The 21,261-nt window shown below is 62.4% G+C and carries 23 protein-coding genes and 1 pseudogene; 9 read left to right on the plus strand and 15 right to left on the minus strand.

The window, feature by feature from the left end:
* The first annotated feature begins 10 nt into the window (after nucleotides 1-10).
* The gene (gene lspA, locus AC1MFI_RS18565) at nucleotides 11-529 is read left to right on the plus strand and encodes a signal peptidase II (RefSeq protein ID WP_479821197.1); all 519 of its coding nucleotides are present in this window, start codon (nucleotides 11-13) and stop codon (nucleotides 527-529) included.
* A gap of 233 nt (nucleotides 530-762) precedes the next feature.
* Here lspA and AC1MFI_RS18570 read toward each other — a convergent pair whose 3' ends face one another.
* Both AC1MFI_RS18570 and AC1MFI_RS18575 read right to left on the minus strand, forming a co-directional pair.
* Entirely contained in the window at nucleotides 763-1,491 is a 729-nt protein-coding gene (locus AC1MFI_RS18570; RefSeq protein WP_479821199.1) for an RES family NAD+ phosphorylase, read from the minus strand.
* Nucleotides 1,492-1,494: 3 nt separating this feature from the next.
* Entirely contained in the window at nucleotides 1,495-1,905 is a 411-nt protein-coding gene (locus AC1MFI_RS18575; protein ID WP_479821200.1) for a hypothetical protein, read from the minus strand.
* A 154-nt stretch (nucleotides 1,906-2,059) separates the two neighbouring features.
* On the opposite strand from AC1MFI_RS18575, the gene AC1MFI_RS18580 reads away from it, so the two are divergent.
* Nucleotides 2,060-3,043 carry an arsenic resistance protein gene (locus AC1MFI_RS18580; RefSeq protein WP_479821201.1) on the plus strand — a complete coding sequence of 328 codons (984 nt, stop codon included), beginning with the start codon at nucleotides 2,060-2,062 and terminating at the stop codon, nucleotides 3,041-3,043.
* 489 nt (nucleotides 3,044-3,532) lie between these two features.
* Here the strand turns inward: AC1MFI_RS18580 and AC1MFI_RS18585 are convergent, their stop codons facing one another.
* The 11 genes and pseudogenes from AC1MFI_RS18585 to AC1MFI_RS18635 all read right to left on the minus strand — a co-directional run bounded on the left by AC1MFI_RS18585 (nucleotide 3,533) and on the right by AC1MFI_RS18635 (nucleotide 13,913).
* The gene (locus AC1MFI_RS18585; RefSeq protein WP_479821203.1) at nucleotides 3,533-4,279 is read right to left on the minus strand and encodes a hypothetical protein; all 747 of its coding nucleotides are present in this window, start codon (nucleotides 4,277-4,279) and stop codon (nucleotides 3,533-3,535) included.
* 19 nt (nucleotides 4,280-4,298) lie between these two features.
* Nucleotides 4,299-4,646: a hypothetical protein gene (locus tag AC1MFI_RS18590; protein ID WP_479821204.1), complete on the minus strand. Its 348-nt coding sequence runs from the start codon at nucleotides 4,644-4,646 to the stop codon at nucleotides 4,299-4,301.
* A gap of 146 nt (nucleotides 4,647-4,792) precedes the next feature.
* Complete coding sequence (gene istB, locus AC1MFI_RS18595) at nucleotides 4,793-5,611, minus strand: IS21-like element helper ATPase IstB (RefSeq protein WP_479821205.1); 819 nt, start codon at nucleotides 5,609-5,611, stop codon at nucleotides 4,793-4,795.
* Nucleotides 5,608-7,284 (minus strand): IS21 family transposase, encoded by a 1,677-nt coding sequence (gene istA, locus AC1MFI_RS18600; protein WP_479821206.1) that lies wholly within the window; start codon nucleotides 7,282-7,284, stop codon nucleotides 5,608-5,610. The genes istB and istA overlap by 4 nt, the downstream gene beginning before the upstream one ends.
* Nucleotides 7,285-7,525: 241 nt before the next feature.
* Nucleotides 7,526-8,077, minus strand: coding sequence for a hypothetical protein (locus AC1MFI_RS18605; protein WP_479821207.1), 552 nt, complete (start codon nucleotides 8,075-8,077; stop codon nucleotides 7,526-7,528).
* Between the two features lie 147 nt (nucleotides 8,078-8,224).
* Nucleotides 8,225-9,763, minus strand: coding sequence for an alkaline phosphatase (locus AC1MFI_RS18610; RefSeq protein ID WP_479821208.1), 1,539 nt, complete (start codon nucleotides 9,761-9,763; stop codon nucleotides 8,225-8,227).
* 679 nt (nucleotides 9,764-10,442) lie between these two features.
* Nucleotides 10,443-11,075, minus strand: coding sequence for a methyltransferase family protein (locus AC1MFI_RS18615; RefSeq protein WP_479821209.1), 633 nt, complete (start codon nucleotides 11,073-11,075; stop codon nucleotides 10,443-10,445).
* A gap of 72 nt (nucleotides 11,076-11,147) precedes the next feature.
* On the minus strand, nucleotides 11,148-11,726 hold the full coding sequence (locus AC1MFI_RS18620) for a vitamin K epoxide reductase family protein (protein ID WP_479821210.1): 579 nt from the start codon (nucleotides 11,724-11,726) through the stop codon (nucleotides 11,148-11,150).
* Nucleotides 11,727-11,821: 95 nt separating this feature from the next.
* The gene (locus AC1MFI_RS18625) at nucleotides 11,822-12,529 is read right to left on the minus strand and encodes a DsbA family protein (RefSeq protein WP_479821212.1); all 708 of its coding nucleotides are present in this window, start codon (nucleotides 12,527-12,529) and stop codon (nucleotides 11,822-11,824) included.
* A gap of 385 nt (nucleotides 12,530-12,914) precedes the next feature.
* A pseudogene (locus AC1MFI_RS18630) lies at nucleotides 12,915-13,569 on the minus strand (cation efflux transmembrane domain-containing protein); the annotation flags it as partial.
* Complete coding sequence (locus tag AC1MFI_RS18635) at nucleotides 13,569-13,913, minus strand: ArsR/SmtB family transcription factor (RefSeq protein WP_104119176.1); 345 nt, start codon at nucleotides 13,911-13,913, stop codon at nucleotides 13,569-13,571. The gene AC1MFI_RS18635 and the pseudogene AC1MFI_RS18630, both read right to left, overlap by 1 nt.
* Nucleotides 13,914-14,110: 197 nt before the next feature.
* Between AC1MFI_RS18635 and AC1MFI_RS18640 the strand changes: the two genes are divergently transcribed.
* The 7 genes from AC1MFI_RS18640 (at nucleotide 14,111) to AC1MFI_RS18670 (ending at nucleotide 18,947) form a co-directional block, all read left to right on the plus strand.
* On the plus strand, nucleotides 14,111-14,797 hold the full coding sequence (locus AC1MFI_RS18640; RefSeq protein WP_479821213.1) for a hypothetical protein: 687 nt from the start codon (nucleotides 14,111-14,113) through the stop codon (nucleotides 14,795-14,797).
* A gap of 110 nt (nucleotides 14,798-14,907) precedes the next feature.
* On the plus strand, nucleotides 14,908-15,723 hold the full coding sequence (locus tag AC1MFI_RS18645; RefSeq protein WP_479821214.1) for a YcnI family copper-binding membrane protein: 816 nt from the start codon (nucleotides 14,908-14,910) through the stop codon (nucleotides 15,721-15,723).
* 71 nt (nucleotides 15,724-15,794) lie between these two features.
* On the plus strand, nucleotides 15,795-16,478 hold the full coding sequence (locus tag AC1MFI_RS18650) for a copper resistance CopC family protein (RefSeq protein ID WP_479821215.1): 684 nt from the start codon (nucleotides 15,795-15,797) through the stop codon (nucleotides 16,476-16,478).
* Nucleotides 16,479-16,673: 195 nt separating this feature from the next.
* Complete coding sequence (locus AC1MFI_RS18655) at nucleotides 16,674-17,462, plus strand: hypothetical protein (RefSeq protein WP_479821217.1); 789 nt, start codon at nucleotides 16,674-16,676, stop codon at nucleotides 17,460-17,462.
* Nucleotides 17,463-17,511: 49 nt separating this feature from the next.
* Entirely contained in the window at nucleotides 17,512-17,934 is a 423-nt protein-coding gene (locus AC1MFI_RS18660; RefSeq protein ID WP_479821218.1) for an ArsR/SmtB family transcription factor, read from the plus strand.
* 9 nt (nucleotides 17,935-17,943) lie between these two features.
* Entirely contained in the window at nucleotides 17,944-18,072 is a 129-nt protein-coding gene (locus AC1MFI_RS18665; protein ID WP_479821219.1) for a hypothetical protein, read from the plus strand.
* A 59-nt stretch (nucleotides 18,073-18,131) separates the two neighbouring features.
* Entirely contained in the window at nucleotides 18,132-18,947 is an 816-nt protein-coding gene (locus tag AC1MFI_RS18670) for a cation diffusion facilitator family transporter (protein WP_420792185.1), read from the plus strand.
* Nucleotides 18,948-18,987: 40 nt separating this feature from the next.
* On the opposite strand, the gene AC1MFI_RS18675 is transcribed toward AC1MFI_RS18670, so the two are convergent.
* The gene (locus AC1MFI_RS18675; RefSeq protein ID WP_479821220.1) at nucleotides 18,988-19,695 is read right to left on the minus strand and encodes a metal-dependent transcriptional regulator; all 708 of its coding nucleotides are present in this window, start codon (nucleotides 19,693-19,695) and stop codon (nucleotides 18,988-18,990) included.
* Nucleotides 19,696-19,910: 215 nt separating this feature from the next.
* Nucleotides 19,911-21,194 (minus strand): Nramp family divalent metal transporter, encoded by a 1,284-nt coding sequence (locus AC1MFI_RS18680; protein ID WP_479821221.1) that lies wholly within the window; start codon nucleotides 21,192-21,194, stop codon nucleotides 19,911-19,913.
* Nucleotides 21,195-21,261: the final 67 nt, after the last annotated feature.

Raw genomic sequence — 21,261 nt, forward strand, 5'->3', positions numbered from 1 at the left:
GGAAAACGTGATGAGTGAGGACAAGCTTGCTGCGTCCGCTGCGTCGAGAGCACACAATAAAGCCCGGGTGTGGCTGCTGGTCGGGTCTTTGATCCTGGTTGGTACTGATCTCGCGGTGAAGGCCGTCATCGAGCTACAGCTGCGTGAGGGCCAAACCATCGAAGGCGGACTCGTGGACTTGCGGCTGCACTTCAACCCGGGTGTCGCTTTCAGCTTCGGAGCCGATCTGCCGCCGATCGTCATCGTGCTCGGCACTGGTGCGATTATCGTGGGGCTGGCATGGTTCCTGCTGGCATCAGCTCACACCTTAGGCCGTACGGGTCGAATAGGGGGATCCCTGCTGCTTGGCGGGGCGCTGGGAAACTTCCTTGATCGGCTCGCTGGTGATGGTGTGGTCGACTACCTACACGTCGCGTGGTTCTCCACCTTCAACTTGGCTGATGTTTTCGTCTCCGTCGGTGTCGGGCTGTTCGTCCTCGGGACTCTGCTCACATCGCGCGGCAGCACCACCGAGTCACCCGACCCCTGACCCTTGACGAAGCGGTTCCACCAACGCCCTCCAGCTAACGAACTGTTCAGGGGTCGGCGCTGAGCCTGCCCCCAACCCGACCCTGGCGGAATTACAGTTTGATCACTCACTGCCGGCTCACGTCTTTGGCACCAACTTGTCCCATCGTGGTGGCACCCAGTGTGCTGCATTCGCTGGTGTGCTCCACGGTCCTCATATGAGATACCTGCGATCACGATCGCAGCGGACAGCGCCTAGTGAATGGTCAGACCGAACAGGCGGGCGACGTCGATCAGGTTCGGATCGGTTTTATCGATGGTGGACTGCTCATGGATGAAGGTCTCCGTACCGGCGAAAACCGCCCAGCACTCTTCGTTGTCGAGCTTGGACACGTATCGGATACCCGAGTAGTCGTAGACTCCTTCGTCGTCCAGGGAAGAGTAGGCCCAGCGTGCGATTTCTCTCGTCAAGAGCCGGTTCATGCCGCGCACGTCGGGGACGTCAAGTGCTTCAACACCCAAGGGTTCGAGCTGCTCACCAATCTGCTCGAGGATGTACTGGCGAGTTTCGAGGTCTTCGACGTCGATGAACGACGCTGGGTTCGTCGTTCCGACGGTGAAGAGGCGGCGTTCATCCCGCCAGGACGCCGGAATGCTGTTCGGGGGCATGAACCCGGTCGGGTCATCTCGGACAAGGGCCGCCATCTTCGGCGTTACTCTCTTACCGGCAAGGGTCTCCAAGTAGGACCCGCGCGGGGTGGTCGCGCAGTACAGGACGCCTCCGCCTGGTACGTCGAATCGGTTGCCGGCGTCCGGAAGCAGAGCGTCATCGGGTGAGATTTTTGAGAAACGTTCCCCCGAGGGGATGAGGGCGACTCGCCAAACCCTGTCGGGGATCTCAACCGTTCTGGGTGCCAACCTTGGCCCCGATCTGGGTTCCAGTTCGGGTTCCAGTTCGGCAGTGAGCGAGTCGCCCCGATCCACGCTTTATCCTCCTGCCCGGTACGCGCGTGCGGCGGCCATCGCTTCGCGGGTCCGGTTCTCTGCAATCGCTTCGGCCGGTGACATGTCATCGAGTTGGCCGTTCATACCCATGAACCAGGCCCTGACAGTGTGCGGCGACTGCGGCGCACGTGAGTCTTGGGCAAGGAATACGAAGATCTGATAGGCAGCCCTGATGCGGCGTTCAACTTCCAGGGACTTCGGGAGCTGCTTGGCAGCCATCCAGCGGGTGACGGTCTGTCGATCTTTTCCCGCAATAAGCTGCGTCAAAGCAGGGCCGAGGTTGTCGTTGAGGACTGTGACCATGTCGCTGAAGCTGGTTTCAAAGTCATTCCCCGGCGATCCTGTAGCACTGCCGCGGCCATGCCGTGTCCTGGTGGTTACTCCGTCGCCCATGATGGTCCTTCTATCGCCGTGTCGTGGTGGGTCCAATTACTGGTGCTTCATATATACATGTAAACGAGCACCAAACGATACAGGTTCCGACACTCGTATCCATCCGTTCTGATACTCGTGCTTACGACGGTATGGTGCCTCCTAGGCTGGAAGCATGACGACAGCGCGCCTCATCGAAACGATGGAACGACACCAGATACTTTTCTACCTGGTGGCGATCGTTGTCGGTGGACTGTTCGGGTGGCTGGTGCCGGCGGTCGCGGGGCCTCTGGAACACTCGATCAATCCAGTCCTGGGTCTGCTGTTGTTCGCCACGTTCTTGGGGATCCCGTTCGCTAAGATCGGGGTGGCACTGCGCGATGGACGGTTCATGGCAACGGTGATGGTCCTGAACTTCCTCATCGTGCCCGTCATTGTTTTCGGGCTCTCACGCTTCGTTGCTTACGATCAGGCGCTGCTCATCGGGGTGATGATGGTCCTGCTCACCCCGTGTATCGACTACGTGATCGCCTTTTCCGGACTTGCCGGGGGAGCCAGTGATCGGATCCTCGCCGCCGCCCCGCTGCTGATGCTTACGCAGATGTTGCTGTTGCCGGTTTACCTGCTGATCTTCGTTGGCCCGGACCTCGTTTCAGCTATCGAACCTGGCCCGTTCATCGAAGCCCTGATCGTGCTGATCGTCCTTCCCCTTGTCGCGGCCGCGCTTACCCAGCGGTGGGCCAGCCGTGCTCAGGCGGCACGACATCTCATCGGGCTGATGCAGAACCTTATGGTGCCCCTCATGATGCTGACCCTCGCGATCGTCATTGGTTCTCAGATCGTCGGCGTCGGTCAGCAACTACGCTCACTGCTTGCGGTCATCCCGATCTACATCGCGTTCCTGATCATCATGGTTCCGGTCGGCGTACTCGCTGCCCGCACTATGCGGCTCGACGCGGGCAGCACCACCGCAGTGGTCTTCAGTGGTGCGACCAGGAACTCTCTCGTCGTCCTGCCCCTGGCCCTCGCGTTACCCGAGCCCCTGGCGCTGGTTGCCTTGGTCGTTGTGACACAAACTCTCGTAGAGCTCATCGGCATGGTTACCTACGTCAAAGCCCTCCCCAAGCTCATCCCGGGCACTCCTGTCAGCGTCACCTGAACTCACCACACGGCTGTCCTGGGGTTGTCCACGGCTAACCAGGGAGCCCTGCGGGTAGCTCCCTTAGCGGCCGTAGCGGTGGATAACTCCTCAAGAACTGTCCCTAGGTGTGGTCAGCGAACCCTACGGTTACGCACCTCACAGCAGCCAGGAGCACCATGTGTACGACACTCATCGCAGGGGCCGTGTGCACGCCCCTGCGGTCAGGTGGCTGTGTCAACCTAAACTGGCCCCACTAGGACGGCTATAAGTGGCCCCGAGGGGTCATCGGTCAGTTTCTCGCGTGGCGGTATCGGAACTCAGCGAGCTAGCCCCGAATGCCGTTAAGTACGGGGTAAGCGTCTCGAGTCAGATGACGAAGCGGGTTGTAAGCACGTTGTTGTCAGCGATGGTGAGGCGTTCAGTTAGTGGGAGGCTTAGCCAAGAGAAGCAGGCGCAGATGTCCGCCCTGGCTGCGTTGAATTGCAGCCTGCCTCTAAGTTCGGCTGTCTAGCAAAGGGGTGTGACTTGGGTTTCTAGGAGAAGCATCCGGGCGGGAAATTGGCTTAGGCTCTTGGCTAAATCCTCATCCAAGTAGGTCAGTTTCAGACTCCGGAAAACTAGTCCGTCCGAGCTGATTCCTGCACCACGGCTGTCCTGTCTGGCAGGGTCGATAGCATCAATTACAGCATCCAGCGCGGCAAGGTCGGCGGCAGACCATGGGCTTTGATAGATTCGCAGTCGCGCGCCGTACAGGGGCTCAAGTGCTGTTCTTGCCTGACGGGCATCTACGGCCGAGACCACAACTTCCTCTTCGCCGTTGGACAATACTCTGTGAAACCTCCAGAGGATAGCGCCCGACGCAAAAAGCTCTTTCTCGATTCGAACAGCATCTGCTTCGGCTAGTTGCCCTGGCGCTGCTGTTCCTCTGGTTGATGGTTCCACCGTCAAGGCCGATGGTTCGTGATCAACAGCCTTGGAGATACTCAAGACTCCCGCGTCCCATATCCCGGTCACCGTCACGCGCCGCCCCATCCAGTGGGGCGCCAGGATCCCCCTGTCGGAACCACCGTGAGAGAGTCTGACTACGGAAGAGCCAGCAGGCAGTATTGCCGCTGCCGGCCATGGCTCGTCCCGCCACCACAACAGGCCAATCGCTCCGTCGGCTAGCTCGACAAGCCGCCCAGCAGCAGTGACTGGTTGCCCGTCGCTCACCGAAAGGTGTTCGAATTTCCTGCTGTTCGGTGTTTCACTCACGGTGGTTCCTCAGTGCTGGCTAGGGGCGCTTCACTTCCAGCATCATGCCGTACTTCTGGGGAATCACCCATTGTGTGTATCGGTTGCGGCACTGGTAGGACACGATGTCTGTATAAATATTCGCCAACGTCGCTCCTCTACTCAGGCAGAGGCTTTTGCTTGCGTAGATTGTGTCGTCCCACAGACGCCACATCAGGTCGTGGTCCATCGTGCTAGCAACATCGCCCTTTGTTGAGGTAGTGGTGATGGTTGCATTAGCGGTGGACGAATCATTCGAACCCGCGAACGCAGCTGGCGTGAATGAGGAAACGCTGATCACCGCTGCGAGTCCTACCGCAGCTAGTTTTCGGGTGATTTTAGTGGTCACAGAGTGCCCCTTAGAATGCAGAACCGCTCCACCCCCTGTGGAACGTAAGTACAACGTACTCTGTGAGAACGGTAAGAACCATACGTTCCATTCACTTAGGTCCTATAAGAGGTGATAGTCCTGTCTAGTATTTGATTCCTCTTGATTCAACTAGTCGTATTCTGCGCGAGGGTGTGGGCGAGGCGGTAGGAGTCGGTGCCGGTTTCGATGATGGTGCCGTTGAAGGTGAGCCGGTCGACGATGGCGGCGCAGAGCCTGGGGTCGGTGAAGGTTTTGGTCCAGCCGGAGAAGGATTCGTTGCTGGCGATCGCGATCGAGTTCTTCTCCTCGCGTTCGGTGAGGACTTGGAAAAGCAGTTCAGCGCCGCGGCGGTCTAGTTCCATATAGCCGAGCTCGTCGATGCAGAGCAGATCCACCCGCCCGTAGCGGGCGATGGTTTTAGCTAGCATCTTCTCGTCCGCGGCTTCCACGAGTTCGTTCACGAGCCGGGTGGCGAGCGTGTATCTGACCCGGTACCCCTTCTCCGCGGCAGCGGTAGCAAGCCCGATGAGCAGGTGGGATTTGCCGGTTCCAGAGTCCCCGATCAGGCACAGGGGCCGGCTCTTGGGGATCCAGTCCCCGGTGGCGAGGGTGTGGATGGTGGCGGGGTTGATGTTCGGGTTAGCGTCGAAATCAAAGTCTCCCAGCCACTTGTTCCGGGGGAAGTTCGCGGCCTTCACCCGGCGCAGGGAGGATCTGCGGTCCCGGTCGTCGCACTCGGCCAGCAGCAGCTCGGCCAGGAACCCTTGATAGGAGAGCTGCTCCTTCCCGGCGACGGTCAGGGCTTCGTCGAGGACCGCCCGGATGGTGGGCAGGCGCAGCCGGCGGCAGGCCTGGTCCACGGCCGCGACGGCGGCCTGCTCGGTGAGCCCGCGGCGTCGGCGCAGGGTCGGGGTCACCGTGCTGGTGGAGGTTGTGGGGGTCATGAGATGTTCTCTTTCGACGCTGTCCTTTGAAGAGTGGCCGGGCTTAGTTGCGGGCGTTTGGCCAGCAGCTCGTCATACACGCCAACAGATGGGGTGGGTCGGGTGTCGGCGGGGAGGCCTGCGATGACCGCTGCGGGTTCCATCAACCGGCGCTGAGTAAGACTGACAACTCGCCGCACGTCCTGCTCAGGGTGAGCGGCATGACGACAATCGGGCTGGACCCGGCCGGCGGCGGCCATCCTTGCCTCTACGGCCACCACATCGGCGGTCACCGCCCCGACCGTCAACGCGGCCGTGAGCCCGGCAACTATGTCCTCGGCGTCCATCGACCGGTGCAGCAGCAGGACGTCGATCAATTCACGGGTGCCCGCCGCGTCTCGGTCCGTTTTGCGGGCCGCCACCCAGAACGCCTCGTGCGCGGCCGTGAACGTCCCGACCACACGGGCGCGGGCTAGGGCGGTCGACCCGGGCAGGGCGCCCGGTTTCGTCTTCAAGACTTCAAGGTAGTGGTCCAGGTCGACGCTCTGCCCGCCCGAGGCGACGACGCAGGGATGAACCGCGATCAGGGTCCGGCCATCGAAGACCGCCAGCTCCGAGGCCCGCAACGAGACCCGTACTTTCTGGTTGATGAATCGGGCCGGCACCGAGTACTTCACCATTCTCACTGTGATCATCGAGGAGCGATCCACGCGCGGGGTGAGCACCAGCCCGGGATCGAAGACTTCGGCCGGCAACGGGGCGAGCAGGGGTTGTTCGGTGAGGAAGTCCGCGCCGACCGTGCGCAGTCGGTTGCTGATCCTGCGCCGATCATCAGCCTCATCCCACGCCCTGATCTTCTCGTTGAGTTCCGCCAGGGATCTCACGACCGGCATCGGGCTCAGATGATTGCGGCGGAACCGGCCGACTTCTCCTTCCACCCCGCCCTTCTCGTGCGCACCATCGATTCCGGGCTGGCAGTAGAAGGCATCGAAGCCGTAGTGAGAGCGGAACAGTGTCCACCGGTCGTTTTCCACCCGGTTCCGGCCCTTGCCATAGAGGACGCTCTTGATTGCACTGGTGAGGTTGTCATATCTGATATGCCGGGTTGGGATCCCACCGATCGTAGTGAACGCCTCGATATGGCCCTCGAGGAACGCCTCCTGCCCGCAGGACGGGTAAACCCGATGCACGGCCTTTCCGGAGTGCGAAAGCCGGAAGACGAACAGCTGACACTTGGTCTTCACCCCGCCAAGCATCACCCACACGTCCCCGAAGTCGACCTCCGCCTCGGCGCCTGGGGCGTGATCCTGCGGGACGAACACCTCACGGTGCCTGCCCGCCTCGACGTCGATCTCCGCCCGCCGATTTCGCACGTAATCCCGGACGGTCGAATACGACACATCGTTCAGGCCGTGTTCATCGACCAGCCGGGCAAAGACCCGGCGGGCCGTGTGACGCTGCTTCCACGGCGCCGTCACATCCTCCAAGAGCATCGCGTCGATCAGAGGTTTGAACGCTTCGAGCTTCAGTGCCACCCGCACCGGGTTCTTCCGCTCCGGGGGCTCCGCCGCTTCCAACGCCGCCCGCACCGTGCGCCGATGCACTCCGTGCCGGGCAGCCAGCCCGCGGATGGATAAGCCCTCCACCCGGGCGTCTCTACGAATCGCTGCAAAAACCTCCACGCGTGCCCTCATCCTTGCCCTCCACCATTGGAAACAAAATGATGAGTCCAACGTTGGGGTGGGGCCACTTCAAACCGTCACACTGGGGCCACTACAACCTGTCACAGTCAGTCAGGATGCAACCATCACGATCACATGATGCTGATACTTACGTTGATAGGGCGGAGCGTGCCATGCCCGCCTGTGCGCCGCTTAGCTCGTGACCAGTGGGCGGCAGAAGATCGTGGCCCGAGTGCAACCGCCGAATCACTCCTTATTCGTTGACGAGGATCGGGACGCCGACGGCGGCCGACGCTGCTCGGTCCGCGAACTCGGCAGGAACCGTTATATCGAAGGTCTCCGGCTCGGGTAGGCCGCCGTGAGTGTATTCGGACTCTGGCTCGTGGTCGAAACGGTTGGTGCCGAGCAGGTTGCCTTGCTCGTCGTAGAACCCTGCGATGACCTGGAGTGCCAGGAGCGTGCTGATGTCACTGGTGATGGTAATTTTTCCCGAGACGGAGGATCCGTCGAAGGTCAGGTCGTCGAGGACGAAGCGCTGATCGAAGGGCCCTGCTGCTTGGACGACCTCACCTACGGTCGGGCGGGCATCGGTGATGCTGTCCAGTTCGGGTTCGCCGTCGGGTGCTTCCAGGTCTGGAAATGCGGTCTGAACGGCTGTACCGGGCTCTTCAGCCGGCTCTGCTACATCCGTTGCTTCCGCCGCGCCCTCCACTTCTGCTACTCCGGTTGCTTCGGCCGCTTGTGTTGTCTGGGTGGTGGTCTGTGTATCGGCAGCGGGCATGGTTGTGGTGCAGGCGGTGAGCATGAAGGCGAGGGCGATACCACTGAGGATGGCAGGAACACGGAGAGGTGTTTTGCGGGGGGCTGAGTTTTTCATGGCGGGTCCTGGTGAAAATTGAGGAGGGGCGGGACACCACCTGTGTGGTGTCCCGCCCCTGGTTTGGTGGAGGTGTTAGCGGCGCAGACGTAGTGCGTCGGTCATGATGCCGAACAGGTCGGTGTTGTCCAATGTCCCGTTCATCGCGTTGCTGCCGGGGCCGTAGGAGTAGATCGGCACATCGGCGCCGGTGTGGTTACCGGAGAGGTAGGTGAGCCAGAGGCTTGCCTCGGGTGAGCCGTCCTGGATATCCGTGGAGTCATCGGCGGTCCGGAAGGTCGCTGGGGCGAAGTTGTTCGGGTTCGCCGAGCCTGCACCATTGATCGGCCCGGTGGAGCGTGTCGGGTCGAGGGTGCTGCGTCCGGGTCGGGTCGGGGTGGAGTTGTTGGCGGTGTTGCCACTGTCCACGTTTGTGGGCGGGGTCAAGGCTTCGGCGTTGGTGAAGGAACCCTTCTCGATGATGTTGAAGCCGGCACACTCGTGGTCGGCGGTGACGATGACCAGAGTGTTGCCATCACGCTCAGCGAAGTCCATGGCCACGGCTACAGCGTCGTCGAAAGCCTTGATCTCCTTGAGGGTCTGGGCGGCGTCGTTGGCGTGAGAACGCTTATCGATCAGGGCCCCCTCGATCTGGAGGAAGAATCCCTCGCTCTTGCCCTGGCCCTTTCCTTTGCCCTGCTTCTTGTCTTGGGCAAGGACCTCGATGGCTTTGCCCGTCATTTCCGGCAGGGAAGGCTCGGCTGCCTGTACGGCGGAGGGGTTCTCGCGCTTGGTTTTCTCCACGGTGAGGTTACCGGTGTTGAACAGACCGAACACCTTCTCACCCGTGGCTGCCTGCAAGTCAGCCCTGGTGGCCGGAACCTTGTCGGCGATGGAGCCGAGGACCGAGTATCCCTGAGCTTCAAGAGCCTGCTCGTCGGCGGCATCGAACCGGCCGAGCCCGCCGCCGAAGATCACATCGGCGGTCCCGTTACGGGCGATCTGCTTCGCGACGGGCGTCACCCGGATGTCATCGGTTCCCAAAGGGGCACCGGATACCTCGGTGTTCTGGCAGGATGCAGCGGAGTAGACCGGCCCCTGGCAGCCGCGGGCCAGAACGTGGCTCATCTGCCCTGCCGGGGTGGCGTCGGTGATCTCAGCGGTGGATACGTTCCCGGTCCGGTACCCGGCCTGCTTGGCCAGTTCCATGGCAGTTGGAACGACTGTGCCCTTGGCATCAACCCCGAGGGCTGCGTTGTAGCTCTTCACACCCGAGGACCAGGCGGTAGCAGAGGATGCGGAATCTGTGACGAGGTTCGGCACAAAGTCCGCCTCGCCCGGCTGTCCTGAGTTCTCCTCGACCGCGTAGGTCTTCACATACCCCTGGGACGGTAGCGTCTCCATTCTCAGCAGTCCGGCAGCGCCTTCGAACCGCTCCCGTCCGGCAGTGACGTGGGTGCGTCCCATACCATCGCCGACGAGCAGGATGACGTTCTGGGCTCGCCCCTTGTCCGACTTGTTGAACTTGTCCGCTCCGTCGGCCAGAGCCGGGCTCGCTACACCGCCCAAAGCAGTGGTGGCGATCAGTGCACCAGCGATTGCTACCGAAGCGAGCGTTGGAATTGTCCTGCGCATGTGTTCCTCCGAAGATACTTCCCTGAGTGATGAGCGCCGCCCCCGCGTAGCACTGCCCACACGGTAAATCGCAAAAGTGCACCCTCGAACTCAGTCAGGGATCACTAAAATGGCTTCCAGGTAAACACCCAGTGATGCGTGATTGATGTATCAAGAGCTGGTTCCGAGGTCCTTGCGCTGCGATCCCGTCACGAGCGGAACGGGAGGCCATTGTTCTTGTCGGCGTCGCGGTGCGAGCTTCAGCCCGATCAGCAAGTAAGAGAAATTACACCCGACGTTCGTCAACATAAGTTGACATAATCGCGGTTATCGGCGATACGGGAGCAGGCCTTGATGGCACTGCCAACTACTCCGTCATCAAGGAACACCTGTGTGCGCAACTGGTCGTTCTATGGTCGGAACAAGTATCATTTGGTGCTCGTTTGCATGTGTATATGAGGCACCAGTAATTGGACCCACCACGACACTGCTAGAGAAGGACCTTATGGGCGACGGAGCGAGACCCCAGCACCGGCATCGGTCCGTCGACTTCGAAGAAGTGGCATTGGTAAGCAGAACGCCGCCGCCCGGTCCCTGCTCTTCTTCAATGGGCGCGGAACGGTGCTTGCCGAGACCTCGATAGGTCGGTGGCACGATGAGCCCCCAGCAGCCCTTGTACCTCTGGCGTTTTGAAGGGTGGTTAGTGCCGCGCGGTGGCTGTTGCCTGTGAACGGCCGATGCCTGGCAGGAAGCGGCCGACCTTCGCGGTGTAGTCGACGTAGGAGCGCCGGTGGGTGCGGTTCAGGTAGGGCTCTTCGACGAATCGGACCTGTATCTCCACCGCAACGAACAGGCAGGCCAAGGCCGCTGCGCTGACCGCCGTAGGGACCATGAGCACGATTCCAGTCATGGCCATGAGCATCGCGGAGAAGATGGGGTTGCGGACCACGGCGAACAAGCCGGTCGTGACAAGGTCGGTGCGTTCGGTGGCGTCGACGCCGATGCGCCAGGAAGCGCCCATGCCGCTTTGCGCAGCTAGTGTGCTCAGGAAACCGATGATGGCGGTGATGAGCCCGACCCAGGCGAGGCCGGGCAGTCGGGGCGGGATGGCGACGCCGGCGAGGGCCAGTGCGGGACCGGCAGTGCCAAGCACCATGGCTGCGACGAAGAGAACACCGCCCCACCACTCGACGGACCCGGGTTTCCCGCTAATGCCGTGGAAGCCGGTGGAGCCGGTTTTGCGCCGGTGGATCCAGGACCTGACGCCGAAGGTGGTGATGACACCGACGGTGTACAGACCTAAGGCTACGAGCGACGTGGTGTGCACTGACACGATTAGCCTCAATTCCGTCGAACACAAGGGTTAGGAGGGTCTTGGAAAGACGCCGGGACTGTTACAGGAGCCTTAGGTGAAGACGTGGAGGAAGCGGAAGAACACTGAGGCGGCGACGGCGATGTAGGTGAGGACAATGATCGGTCCGACCCATGCTGCAAGCCATCGTGTGAGGCCAGCGGGTGCGGGGATGACGCCGTGAACCATGTTGCGGACGGTGGTGAGGATGAACAGCGGGATCATGGCTGCCCAGACGATCATGCAGTAGAGGCAAAGGATGTAGATGTCGAACAGGGCCTGGCTCCACAACCAGGTCGCGAACACGGCTCCGAGGGTGACACCTGCCTGCAGGCCGGCCCAGTACCAGCGGCGAAATTGAGCACCGGCGAGCAGGGCCATGCCGGTGGTGATGATGATTGTGAATCCGACGAGTCCGATGAAGGGGTTGGGGAAGCCGAAGAGTTCGGATTGCCAGGTCTCCATGACCTGCCCGCAGGATACCCACGGGTTGATGTCGCAGCTGGTGACGTGGTCCGGGTTCCGGTAGAGCTCGAGCTTTTCGAGGATCAGGATTCCGGCGGCAACCCAGCCGATGACGCCCGTGACCACGAGCATGACACCGAAGGGAATCCTGCGTGCGAACCCGGGCATCGTGGGCCCGTCATGCTGTGCAGGCTCCTGGATCGAGGAAACATCATTTGTGGTTGGGTGCGACATGGTGAGGGGTCTTTCGCCGGGAGTGGTGATCAGTCCGCGATGGCGGTTTCGATGAGACTGCGAAATTCCTCAAGCGTGGACGGCTGGATTTTCTCGCCATCGAGGAAGAACGTGGGGGTTCCCTCGACGTTCAGTGCCATGCCGTCCGCCTTGTCGACGTTGACCCGCTCCATGGTTGCGGGATCGGCGATCGCCGCGTCGTAGGCTGCCATGTCCAGGCCGAGGTCTTCGGCGTAACCCCTGAATACCGATGACCGGTCCTCATCGGCCTCGCCCCACTCGGTCTGTGTCTCATACATGCGGGCGTGCATGTCCTTGAACTTGCCCTGCTGCGCTGCGGCCTCGACGGCGGCGGCCGCGGTTTCTGAGTTCCGGTGCCCGGGCAGCGGGAAGTACCGGGAGACGACGGTCAGGTTTTCCCCGTATTCCTCGGAGAGGTCCTCCACGACCGGGTACGCGGCGAGGCACGCTTCGCATTCGAAGTCGAGGAATTCGACCAGGACGGCTTTCTCGTCCGGTGCCTGGGACAGGCGGTGGCTGTCCTCGCGAACAATGTCAGCCGCGGAGCTGGGTGTGCCGGCGGCCTGGCCCTTGTCTTCACCGAGCGCGTTGAAGAGGATCACCAAGCCGATGACGAGTGCGACAGCGGCGAGCAGGCCGATCATGATCCGGTTCTGCAGGCTCAGGCTCTTCTTCGCGTCAGGGGTGGTGGTTGGAGCGGGGGCGGGGGTCGGCACGGTGGTGTCTCCTCGTCATGGAACTGCGTCGTCGTGCTCGTTCCCCGCCGAGTGCAGGGAACTAGTGGTGAATCAGGTGGATCTGGGTTGAGTCGGCTTACTTGGGCGTTCTAGTCGTGTGCGCAGCAGGCACAGGACGCCTTGGCGGGCGTCGATGTCGCGTCTGCTACCGGACCTGCTGTGGTGCTTGCTGCACCACCCGGTCCTTTTGGTTGGGCCGTCAACGTCAAGGGCGTACTTCCCGCAGGAGTGCTCATCACTGAAGCGGTTGACGTTATAGCAGCGGTTGAGCGTGTCGGCGTGCCGGGGCTGCAGCACGAGTCCGCACCGCCGGCAGGCGTGCTCTCACCGGTGTCAACGCTTCCATCGACGTCGAGGTTTCCAAAGGTCGGGGCGCAGCAGGAGTCACCCTTCCATGCCTCACGGCCTTCCTTGATCGCGACTGCGGCGATGATTAGGGCGGCGATCGGGTCAGCCCAGGACCAGCCGAGCATGCTGTTAAGCAGCAAGCCCACCACCAAAACCGCCGACAGGTACGTACACAGCAGTGTCTGCTTGGAGTCCGCAACAGCGGAACGCGACCCCAGTTCACGGCCGGCCCGGCGCTGAGCCCAGGACAGGAATGGCATGACAGCCAGGCTCACGGCGGCGAGAACGATGCCCACTGGCGAGTGCTGGGGCTCGGACGCGCCGAGCAGGGTGCGGACGGCATCGAAGGTCACGAACGCTGCAAGGCCAAAGAACGAGAACGCGATCAGGCGCAAAGCGGTCTTCTCACGGGCTTCCGGGTCGCGACCGGCGAACTGCCAGGCAACGGCCGCGGCGGAGAGGACCTCGACGATCGAGTCCAGTCCGAAGCCGATCAATGCGCTCGAGGACGCGATCGTGCCGGCACTGATCGCGATGACCGCTTCGATCACGTTGTAGGTAATCGTCGCTGCAACAAAGAGCCGGATTCGCCGGGACAGGATCGCACGCCTCTCCACGGAGGGGGCCGAAGGTGCTGACTGCACGGACGCTGCTGACGTGTGGGTACTCATCAGCAGCAAACTTTCCCGTCGACGTGATTCGCTGTGGTGGTGCAGCAGCATTCGACATCCGCCACGGCGACGACGTCCAAAAGAGCATTCAACGCCACACCTAGCTTCTGATCGGCCAGCTCGTACCGGACCCGACGACCTTCAGGAACAGCGACAACCAGCCCGCAGCCCCGCAGGCAGGTCAGATGATTCGACAGGCTCTGCCTGCTCACTCCAGCCAACTCGGCCAGGTCACTGGGATACGCCGGCCCCTCCCTCAGGGTCAGGAGAACCTGCGCCCTGGTCGGATCCGACAGGGCGTACCCGAACTTCGCGAGCACGGCTGGCTGCAGTAAGGTCTTCACACCCTGATAATACACTGTCGTGTGTATTGATGAAGGATAGGGAATGGCGTGGGTCGGGCAGGCAGGTCGCCCCGGTGCGCCTCCATGCCGGGGTACATGGCCGGACGGGGCTGGCTGTGAATGCGCCGTCGTGCGGGCGGTCCGCAGTGCGTTCCGGAACGAAGAGACTGCATCGGCCCGTCAAGGCGGTGGCGGTAATGTCAGCAGGGCAAGCACAGGTGATGGTGACGGGAAAGGACGGCGGCATGCAGGTTACTGCTCCAGCGCGCCTTGTCCGGTCGATCATCGTGACGTCCTGCATGATGTCCCTCGCGCTCGGCGCGCACGTGATGGGTGGAAGTTCCCTCCCCGCGTGGCCCCTGCTCGTCGGGCTGGCAATGCTCGCCCTGATGCCAATTGCTTCCCTGGCCGGACGACGGCTCTCTCTTCCCGTCCTGAGCGGCCTGCTCGTAGGCGGCCAGGTCCTTCTGCACCATATTTTCGAGATGCTCTCCAGTCCTGCAACCTGCACACCTCAGCGCATGCATGGTGCGGGGGCGGATCACGCGGCCGTCGGAACGCAGTGTGCTCCCATCGGGTCCGCGTCCGAGCATCTTGTCCCGCATCTGGTCGACAGTGGCGCGGCACCGATCATGGTGATCGGACACCTGCTGGCCGCCGTCGTGATGGTGTGGATCCTCTCCCGCGGTGAGGACGCTTTCTGGTCCCTCATGGCTTGGCTGCGCCCCCTGATCAAATTGTCCTCACCGATACCGGTGACTGGCCGGCTACAGCTGCCCGAATACGCCGAGCGAACCGTCGCTCCCCCTGCCCGACGCAATGTGCCTGGCGATGTGCGACGAGGACCTCCGGAATTCACGCTCCCGAAAATAGCGCTCGGCTGATCCTTCGTACACGCATGTGATGGGTCGGACGCCTGCGCGACCTCTTTAGACCATCACTGCTCAGCGCCCGCGACCCACCTGTCGCAGAGGCCCACGAAAGGCACACCTAAATGCTTGCTGCACACACCACTTCCCTGCCCGTCGGCTCGTCATATGACGGCGCCGCTCCTGCCCGCACTGCCCGCCGGACTGTACGCGGTATCGCCGCCTTCGCTGCCACGTCGGGCCTGCTGCTCGCCGGTGCCAGCACCGCTTCCGCCCATGTAAGCGTCGACCCTGCCTCCACCACGGAAGGCGGGTACTCCCAGTTGACCTTTAGTGTCCCCAGTGAATCGACCGACACCACCACGAACAAGATCGAGGTCGCACTTCCCACTGAAACGCCCTTTACTTCCGTGAGGGTGAAGCCCGTCGAGGGATGGACCTCCGAAGTGGTTCGGGGCGACCTGCCCGAACCGGTCGAAGTTGACGGGGCGACGCTGACCGAGGCGCCGCTGACCGTAATCTGGACGGCCAACGACGAGGAGCACCAGCTCAACGCCCAGCAGTACCAGACGTTCTCGCTCTCTGTGGGGACACTGCCGGAGGCCGGCACCACGGTAGAACTTCCCGTCACGCAGTCCTACGCGGATGGGACCGTCCGTGCTTGGGGCGAACCGGCCATCGAGGGCGAGGAGGAACCAGAAAACCCGGCTCCCTCTTTCGTCACGACCCCATCCGACGGCACGGACTCCCACGGAGCGGCCAGCACCGAAGCGACCGACGAAGCTGCAGCGGGCACCAGCGAGGTCGACACCGAACAGGCCTCCACCACGACCGACACCTCGGGCACCGTACTCGGTTGGGTCGGTCTGGGCGCCGGTGTTCTGGGGCTCCTGGTTGGCGCGCTGGCACTGGCCCGTACCCGCGGTCAGCGCCAGAACTAACGACGCGAGCCACCAGGGTGGGGTGCCGCTCCCACGTCGCCCCACCCTGGTGTCGCCTGAAAGGAACAGTTATGACAGCACAGGCACGCACCACCCCTTTCCCCTTTGTCTCCGCCTTGACCTCGAGGTCCCGCTTCACCTCTGAGTTCCACTCCACATCTCAGCGTTCGCGGAGGCTTTTCGCGCAGATAGCAGCCCTGATTGTGGCCTCTGCCCTGTTGCTGCTGGGGCCGGTCGGTGCGGCGACCGCACACGATGAGCTTGCCGACAGTTCCCCCGCAGCCGACGCGACCGTTGACGTGGCTCCCGCTGAAGTCGTTCTCACCTTCACCAACCCGCCCTCCGGTATCGGAGCGGACATCATCGTCTCTGACAGCACGGGCACTATCTGGTCAGAAGGCTCCACCCGGGTGGTGAACAACACGGCAATTCAGGCCCTGAAATCAGGTGCCCCGGCCGGTACCTACACAGCGCAATGGCGGGCAGTCTCCTCCGACGACCACCCCATTGAAGGGACCTACTCCTTCACGAGCACCACCGCCCAAACAGGGTCCGCAGGCAGTGCCGAATCCCCAACGGGACAGCCAAGCACCCCGAGCACAGAAACCGAAGAAGCCGCGTCCGCGCCACCGGTGGCCAATGACCCTGCCAGCTCCACCGGGCTGCCGGACTTCGTCATCTACCTGGCCATCGGCGGCCTCATCCTCGGAGTCATTCTGGCGTTCATCACACGTCGCCTTCTGAACAAACAGTAGAACGTCCGCGCATCCGGCCACTGGTGCCTGCTCCCCCGGTTTACCGTCTACATCGCCTACATCTCCCGTACATTTCCGGGCGAAAACAGCGGGAGCAGGCTTCTCCGACTGGGACAGCTTTCGTAAGCACATTCGCCCGGACTGTCGGTGCCCAGCATTTCCCCACCCGTATCACTGCCTAAAGGTCATTCGCCCGTGAACATCGAACTACTCTTCACCCAGACCGACTCTGAGTTGGTTGAACTCCGGCAACGGACCGAACGATCCCTGGCGGATCTTGCGCCCTATGCCAATATCACCCTTGTACGAACAGGCGCCCGGAAAGGCCCATACCGACTTGCACCCGAGCACCTGCCGGCACTGCTCATCGATAACACGATCGTTCCGGCTGATCCCCCAGATGCGCCTGATTACACCACCCCGGCCACCACCGCCCCGACTGGTGGGACAAGCTCGCCTGTCCGCAGCTCATCCATCCCCGAGCATCCGATCCCGAGCCAGCGGCAGATCACCGCACATCTCGCCCAGGCACTGCTCACCGCCGGGCCGGGAGCGATCAGGTTGCCCCTGGTGCACCGCAGGATCGTGGCCATCGCGCTGCTGCTCATGCTCGCGGGCGCATTGTCCTCACAGTTCCTAGCGATCGGTCCGGTGCTCACCTTCACCGGGCTGCTTCTGCTGCCCGTCGGATTAGCGACCAATGGCACGCGGTCCCGCCGACAACCACTCATGCTCTTAGCGGCCATGGCCGCATTTGCCAGCGCTGTCCTGCTCCTGGTCTACTTCGGGCCGCTGCTCTTCAGCGGCACAGACTCCGCAGAGCCTCCCGCCTCCGCCCTCTTCTACGCCGCGCTGATATGCCTATGTCTGGCCTGGGCGGCCGCCCTCACCGCGCTTCTGGCACGCCGGCGTCTACGACAGCAGCTCAAAAATCGACTGCTGCGGCAAGTGACCGACCAATCCGGAACCACACCGGAAGGGTGATGCGGCACCCGACCTTGATCTCATCGTCGCTTAGCGATATAAACGGTACATGGCGATGAATTATGATCTGCACCAGCACGAGGATGTAGCCCGTATCTTCCGGGCACTGTCCGAGCCTTCCCGGCTGACGCTCATCCACTGCCTTGCCGACGGGCCTCACCGGGTCGGTGAACTCTCGGCGCACCTCGGCCTGGCGCAATCGACGGTCTCGGCGCATTTGGCGCTACTTAGAGATGCTGGGCTGGTTGCGGCAACCCCCGACGGGCGAGCGACCGTGTACCGGCTGGCCACCCCTGGCCTCGATGATCTTCTGCACGCCGGTGAACGTCTTGTCACCCCGGGAACTCAGGACGTCTCCCATCAGGGTCACCACGACGACGATAATCCGCTGGTAACTGCGGTGGACACGGCGTCTACGGGGCGCCAACGCATAGGAGAAGCTGTTCTCCCGAATCCCGTGGTGCCGGCATGAGTACCGGGCATGGCGCTCACTCCGGACATGCCGGACATGATGACCGCGGTGCTGGCGGGAGTGCTGGCGGTGGTACTGGCGGGAGTGACGGCAAAAGTGGCGGGAAGAGTGGCGGGCATGGACATTCCCATGGGCTGACAGCGGGAGGGGCTCATCGGGGCCGGCTCGTCGCTGCCTTGGCTATCACGCTCTCGGTCATGCTGATCGAGGTGGTGGGCGCTGTCGTGTCCGGGTCTTTGGCCCTGTTGGCTGATGCCGGGCACATGCTCAGTGACTCCTTTGGTTTGGCTATCGCCATTTTCGCGACCTGGCTTGCGGCCCGCCCGGCGACGGAACGACGAACTTTCGGGTGGAAGCGGGTGGAAGTCCTCGCGGCCCTTGTCAACGGCCTCATCGTCGGTGTCATCGGCGTACTGATGCTCATTGAAGGCACGAAGCGTTTCCTGGCGCCCGTGGAGGTCGACGCCCCCGTCATGTTGATCGCGGCGGCGCTGGGACTGATCGCGAACTTCTTCGCCCTACGGTTGCTCATGGGAGGGCAGAAGGAAAGCCTCAACGTCCGTGGCGCTTACCTCGAGGTCCTGGGTGACATGCTCGGATCCATTGCTGTCATCGTCGCGGCCCTCGTCATCGGGCTCACTGGATTCGCGCGGGCTGACGGCCTGGCAAGTATTGCCATCGGCATCCTGATTCTCCCCCGCGCCTACAGCCTGCTCAAGGCTGTAGTCCTGGTGCTCCTGGAGGCGACACCGGAGGAGACGGACCTCGCCGAGGTGCGCCGACACATGGAGGAAGTACCCGGCGTCGTCCTGGTGGATGACCTGCATGCCTGGACGATCACCTCAGGCCTGCCGGCACTAACCGCCCACGTGCAGATCGACACTGAAGCGTTTACCAGCGGCCGCGCCGAACGGATTCTCGCCGAGCTCAACGCCTGCATCAGCGAACATTTCGATATTCGGCACTCCACCCTGCAACTCGAACCAGCCACAGGCCGCCACGACCACTGCTAGGCACACTGCAGGACGCGGGCTCCTCTAACGAAGGCCGCACTTAACGGAGGGTCGCATCCGAGGGTTTTTGAACCCAGATTCGCTGCGCGTCCGGGATGCTCAGACGCACCGCAGGACCCGTGCCGGACGATTCGGCTGAAATGGTCAGGTCATATTCGCTCCGCTCATGCACGGTGATGGTGCTGCCAGGGCGGATGTCGTTCACGGCCAGAAGCCGCAGCAATTCCGGTTTCCTGTCGTCAACACGCAGCACGGTGCCCTGCCGGGCGGGTCCGAGGTCTTCGAGGAGAACGAACGCGGACACCGGTACCGCGCCGGAGGCGTCAGGGATGGGATCCCCGTGAGGATCATGAGTGGGGTGACCCAGACGTTCATCGATCGCCTCCAGAAGGCGGTCCGAGACGGAATGCTCAAGGAGCTCGGCTTCATCATGAACCTCGTCCCAGGCATAACCGAGATCCCGGACAAGCCAGGTCTCGATAAGCCGATGCCGCCGCACGACAGCAATCGCGCGGGCGGCCCCTTCCTCAGTGAGGTTCAAAGGCCCATACGGAACATGATCAACGAACCCAAGAGCAGCAAGCTTCTTCACCATGCCCGTCACCGACGCCGGAGCGACCGCCAGCTTCAATGCCAACACCGAAGGAGTGATGGGCTCGTCCTGCCACTCCGTGTGCTGATAAATGGTCTTGAGGTAGTCCTCAACCGCCGCGTTAGGCAGGGTTCCTTGCCGCCGTGTCGTCATCATCAAACAGGTTCCATGTCGTGAGCTGTCGGGGACTCGGGCGAACTGCCAATGGACAGTGGTTGGCTGATCCTTGGGCTGCGGATGAGAGCCTGCCACCGCACGCAACAGGCTACAGGGGTGCATCCGGCGGCTTAACGGTGGTCCGGAGCCGCAAGGCGTCCGGACCACCGTTAAGCCGGCCGTGCTCATCATCCGGTGCCGATCTCGCGGCGGGATTATCCGCTGCCGGTGAAGACCAGGTAAAGCAGGGTCAGATTCAGTGTCACCAGTAGGGCTGCCACAACAGCGCCGACCAGGGTCGTCCACCACCTGTTCTGGTGATCTCCCATCACGTCGGAGCGCGTACCGAGGTAGACCAGGGGAATCAAAGCGAAGGAAATGCCGAAGGAGAGCACTACCTGACTGAGGATCAGGGCCTGCGTGGGATCGACTCCGAAGGCAAGAATCAACAGTGCCGGAATGAGGGTAATGATGCGTCGGGTGGCCAGAGGAATTCTCACCCGCAGCAGGCCGTGCATGATCTCGGCTCCCGCATACGCGCCGACGGAGCTCGATGCCAAACCCGACGCGAGCAACCCGATCGCAAAAAGCGTCGCGATGACAGGGCCGAGGACCTCGGCTATCGCCCCGTGAGCGCCCTCCAGCGTGCCCGTGTCGTCGCGGCCCTGCAGGGACGTGGCAGCCAGGAGCAAGATGGCGAGGTTGACCGCACCCGCAATGGTCAAGGCGATGGTGACGTCCCAGCGGGTGGCACTCAGCAACCGTGGCACCGCTGCCTGAGGGCGCCGTGGAAAACGGTCGCGTGCCAACGCTGAATGCGCGTAGATCGCATGCGGCATGATGGTCGCACCGAGGATCGACGCGGCCAGGAGGACGGACTGGCTGCCGCCAAAGGCCGGCAGCAGGCCTGCTGCGACATCGGTCGGTTCCGGCGGGCTGAGGAACACTCCCGCCGAGAAACCGATCACGACAATGAACATCATCGAGATGATGAGCCGTTCAAAGATCCGTTCACGGCCGTGGCCGTGAAGCTGCAGGACGGCCAGGGACACTGCCCCGGTGATCAGCCCGCCAACCACCAGGGGAAGGTCGAACAGGATGTTCAGGGCGATGGCCCCGCCGAGGATCTCGGCGATGTCGGTCGCCATAGCGACCAGCTCGGCCTGCAACCAGAACCCGCGTCGCGCCCAGCGTGAGCTGATCCGCTCCCCCAGTATTTCCGGGAGGCTCTTGCCGGTGACGATGCCGAGCTTCGCGGAAAGATACTGCACCAGCCAGGCCATGACGTTTCCGAGGACGACCACCCAGACCAGCAGAAAACCGTAGATCGCCCCGGCAGTCATGTTGCTCGCAACGTTTCCTGGATCGAGGTAGGCGACACCCGCTACGAGGGCGGGTCCCAGCAGCCATATCGTCCTGCCTCCGCTAAGGGGCACCTCGGGCAAAGGACCAGCCTTGAAGGACTTGGGAGGAATCGGTGCGGGACTCTGACGGAACATGACCCGACCCTAACATTTTTAGCCGTGCCTAAAAAGGGGTTGGGTGCAAAGAGGCAACGACGACGGC

The organism is Arthrobacter sp. BC5 (assembly GCF_056680255.1).

Coding starts and splice junctions, on each gene's coding strand:
- lspA (WP_479821197.1), top strand. CDS start 11: ATGAGTGAGGACAAGCTTGCTGCGTCCGCTGCGTCGAGAGCACACAAT.
- AC1MFI_RS18575 (WP_479821200.1), bottom strand. CDS start 1,905: ATGGGCGACGGAGTAACCACCAGGACACGGCATGGCCGCGGCAGTGCT.
- AC1MFI_RS18580 (WP_479821201.1), top strand. CDS start 2,060: ATGACGACAGCGCGCCTCATCGAAACGATGGAACGACACCAGATACTT.
- istB (WP_479821205.1), bottom strand. CDS start 5,611: ATGACCCCCACAACCTCCACCAGCACGGTGACCCCGACCCTGCGCCGA.
- istA (WP_479821206.1), bottom strand. CDS start 7,284: ATGAGGGCACGCGTGGAGGTTTTTGCAGCGATTCGTAGAGACGCCCGG.
- AC1MFI_RS18605 (WP_479821207.1), bottom strand. CDS start 8,077: ATGCTCACCGCCTGCACCACAACCATGCCCGCTGCCGATACACAGACC.
- AC1MFI_RS18610 (WP_479821208.1), bottom strand. CDS start 9,763: ATGCGCAGGACAATTCCAACGCTCGCTTCGGTAGCAATCGCTGGTGCA.
- AC1MFI_RS18620 (WP_479821210.1), bottom strand. CDS start 11,726: ATGCCCGGGTTCGCACGCAGGATTCCCTTCGGTGTCATGCTCGTGGTC.
- AC1MFI_RS18640 (WP_479821213.1), top strand. CDS start 14,111: ATGTCAGCAGGGCAAGCACAGGTGATGGTGACGGGAAAGGACGGCGGC.
- AC1MFI_RS18645 (WP_479821214.1), top strand. CDS start 14,908: ATGCTTGCTGCACACACCACTTCCCTGCCCGTCGGCTCGTCATATGAC.
- AC1MFI_RS18650 (WP_479821215.1), top strand. CDS start 15,795: ATGACAGCACAGGCACGCACCACCCCTTTCCCCTTTGTCTCCGCCTTG.
- AC1MFI_RS18660 (WP_479821218.1), top strand. CDS start 17,512: ATGGCGATGAATTATGATCTGCACCAGCACGAGGATGTAGCCCGTATC.
- AC1MFI_RS18665 (WP_479821219.1), top strand. CDS start 17,944: ATGGCGCTCACTCCGGACATGCCGGACATGATGACCGCGGTGCTGGCG.
- AC1MFI_RS18670 (WP_420792185.1), top strand. CDS start 18,132: ATGCTGATCGAGGTGGTGGGCGCTGTCGTGTCCGGGTCTTTGGCCCTG.
- AC1MFI_RS18675 (WP_479821220.1), bottom strand. CDS start 19,695: ATGATGACGACACGGCGGCAAGGAACCCTGCCTAACGCGGCGGTTGAG.
- AC1MFI_RS18680 (WP_479821221.1), bottom strand. CDS start 21,194: ATGTTCCGTCAGAGTCCCGCACCGATTCCTCCCAAGTCCTTCAAGGCT.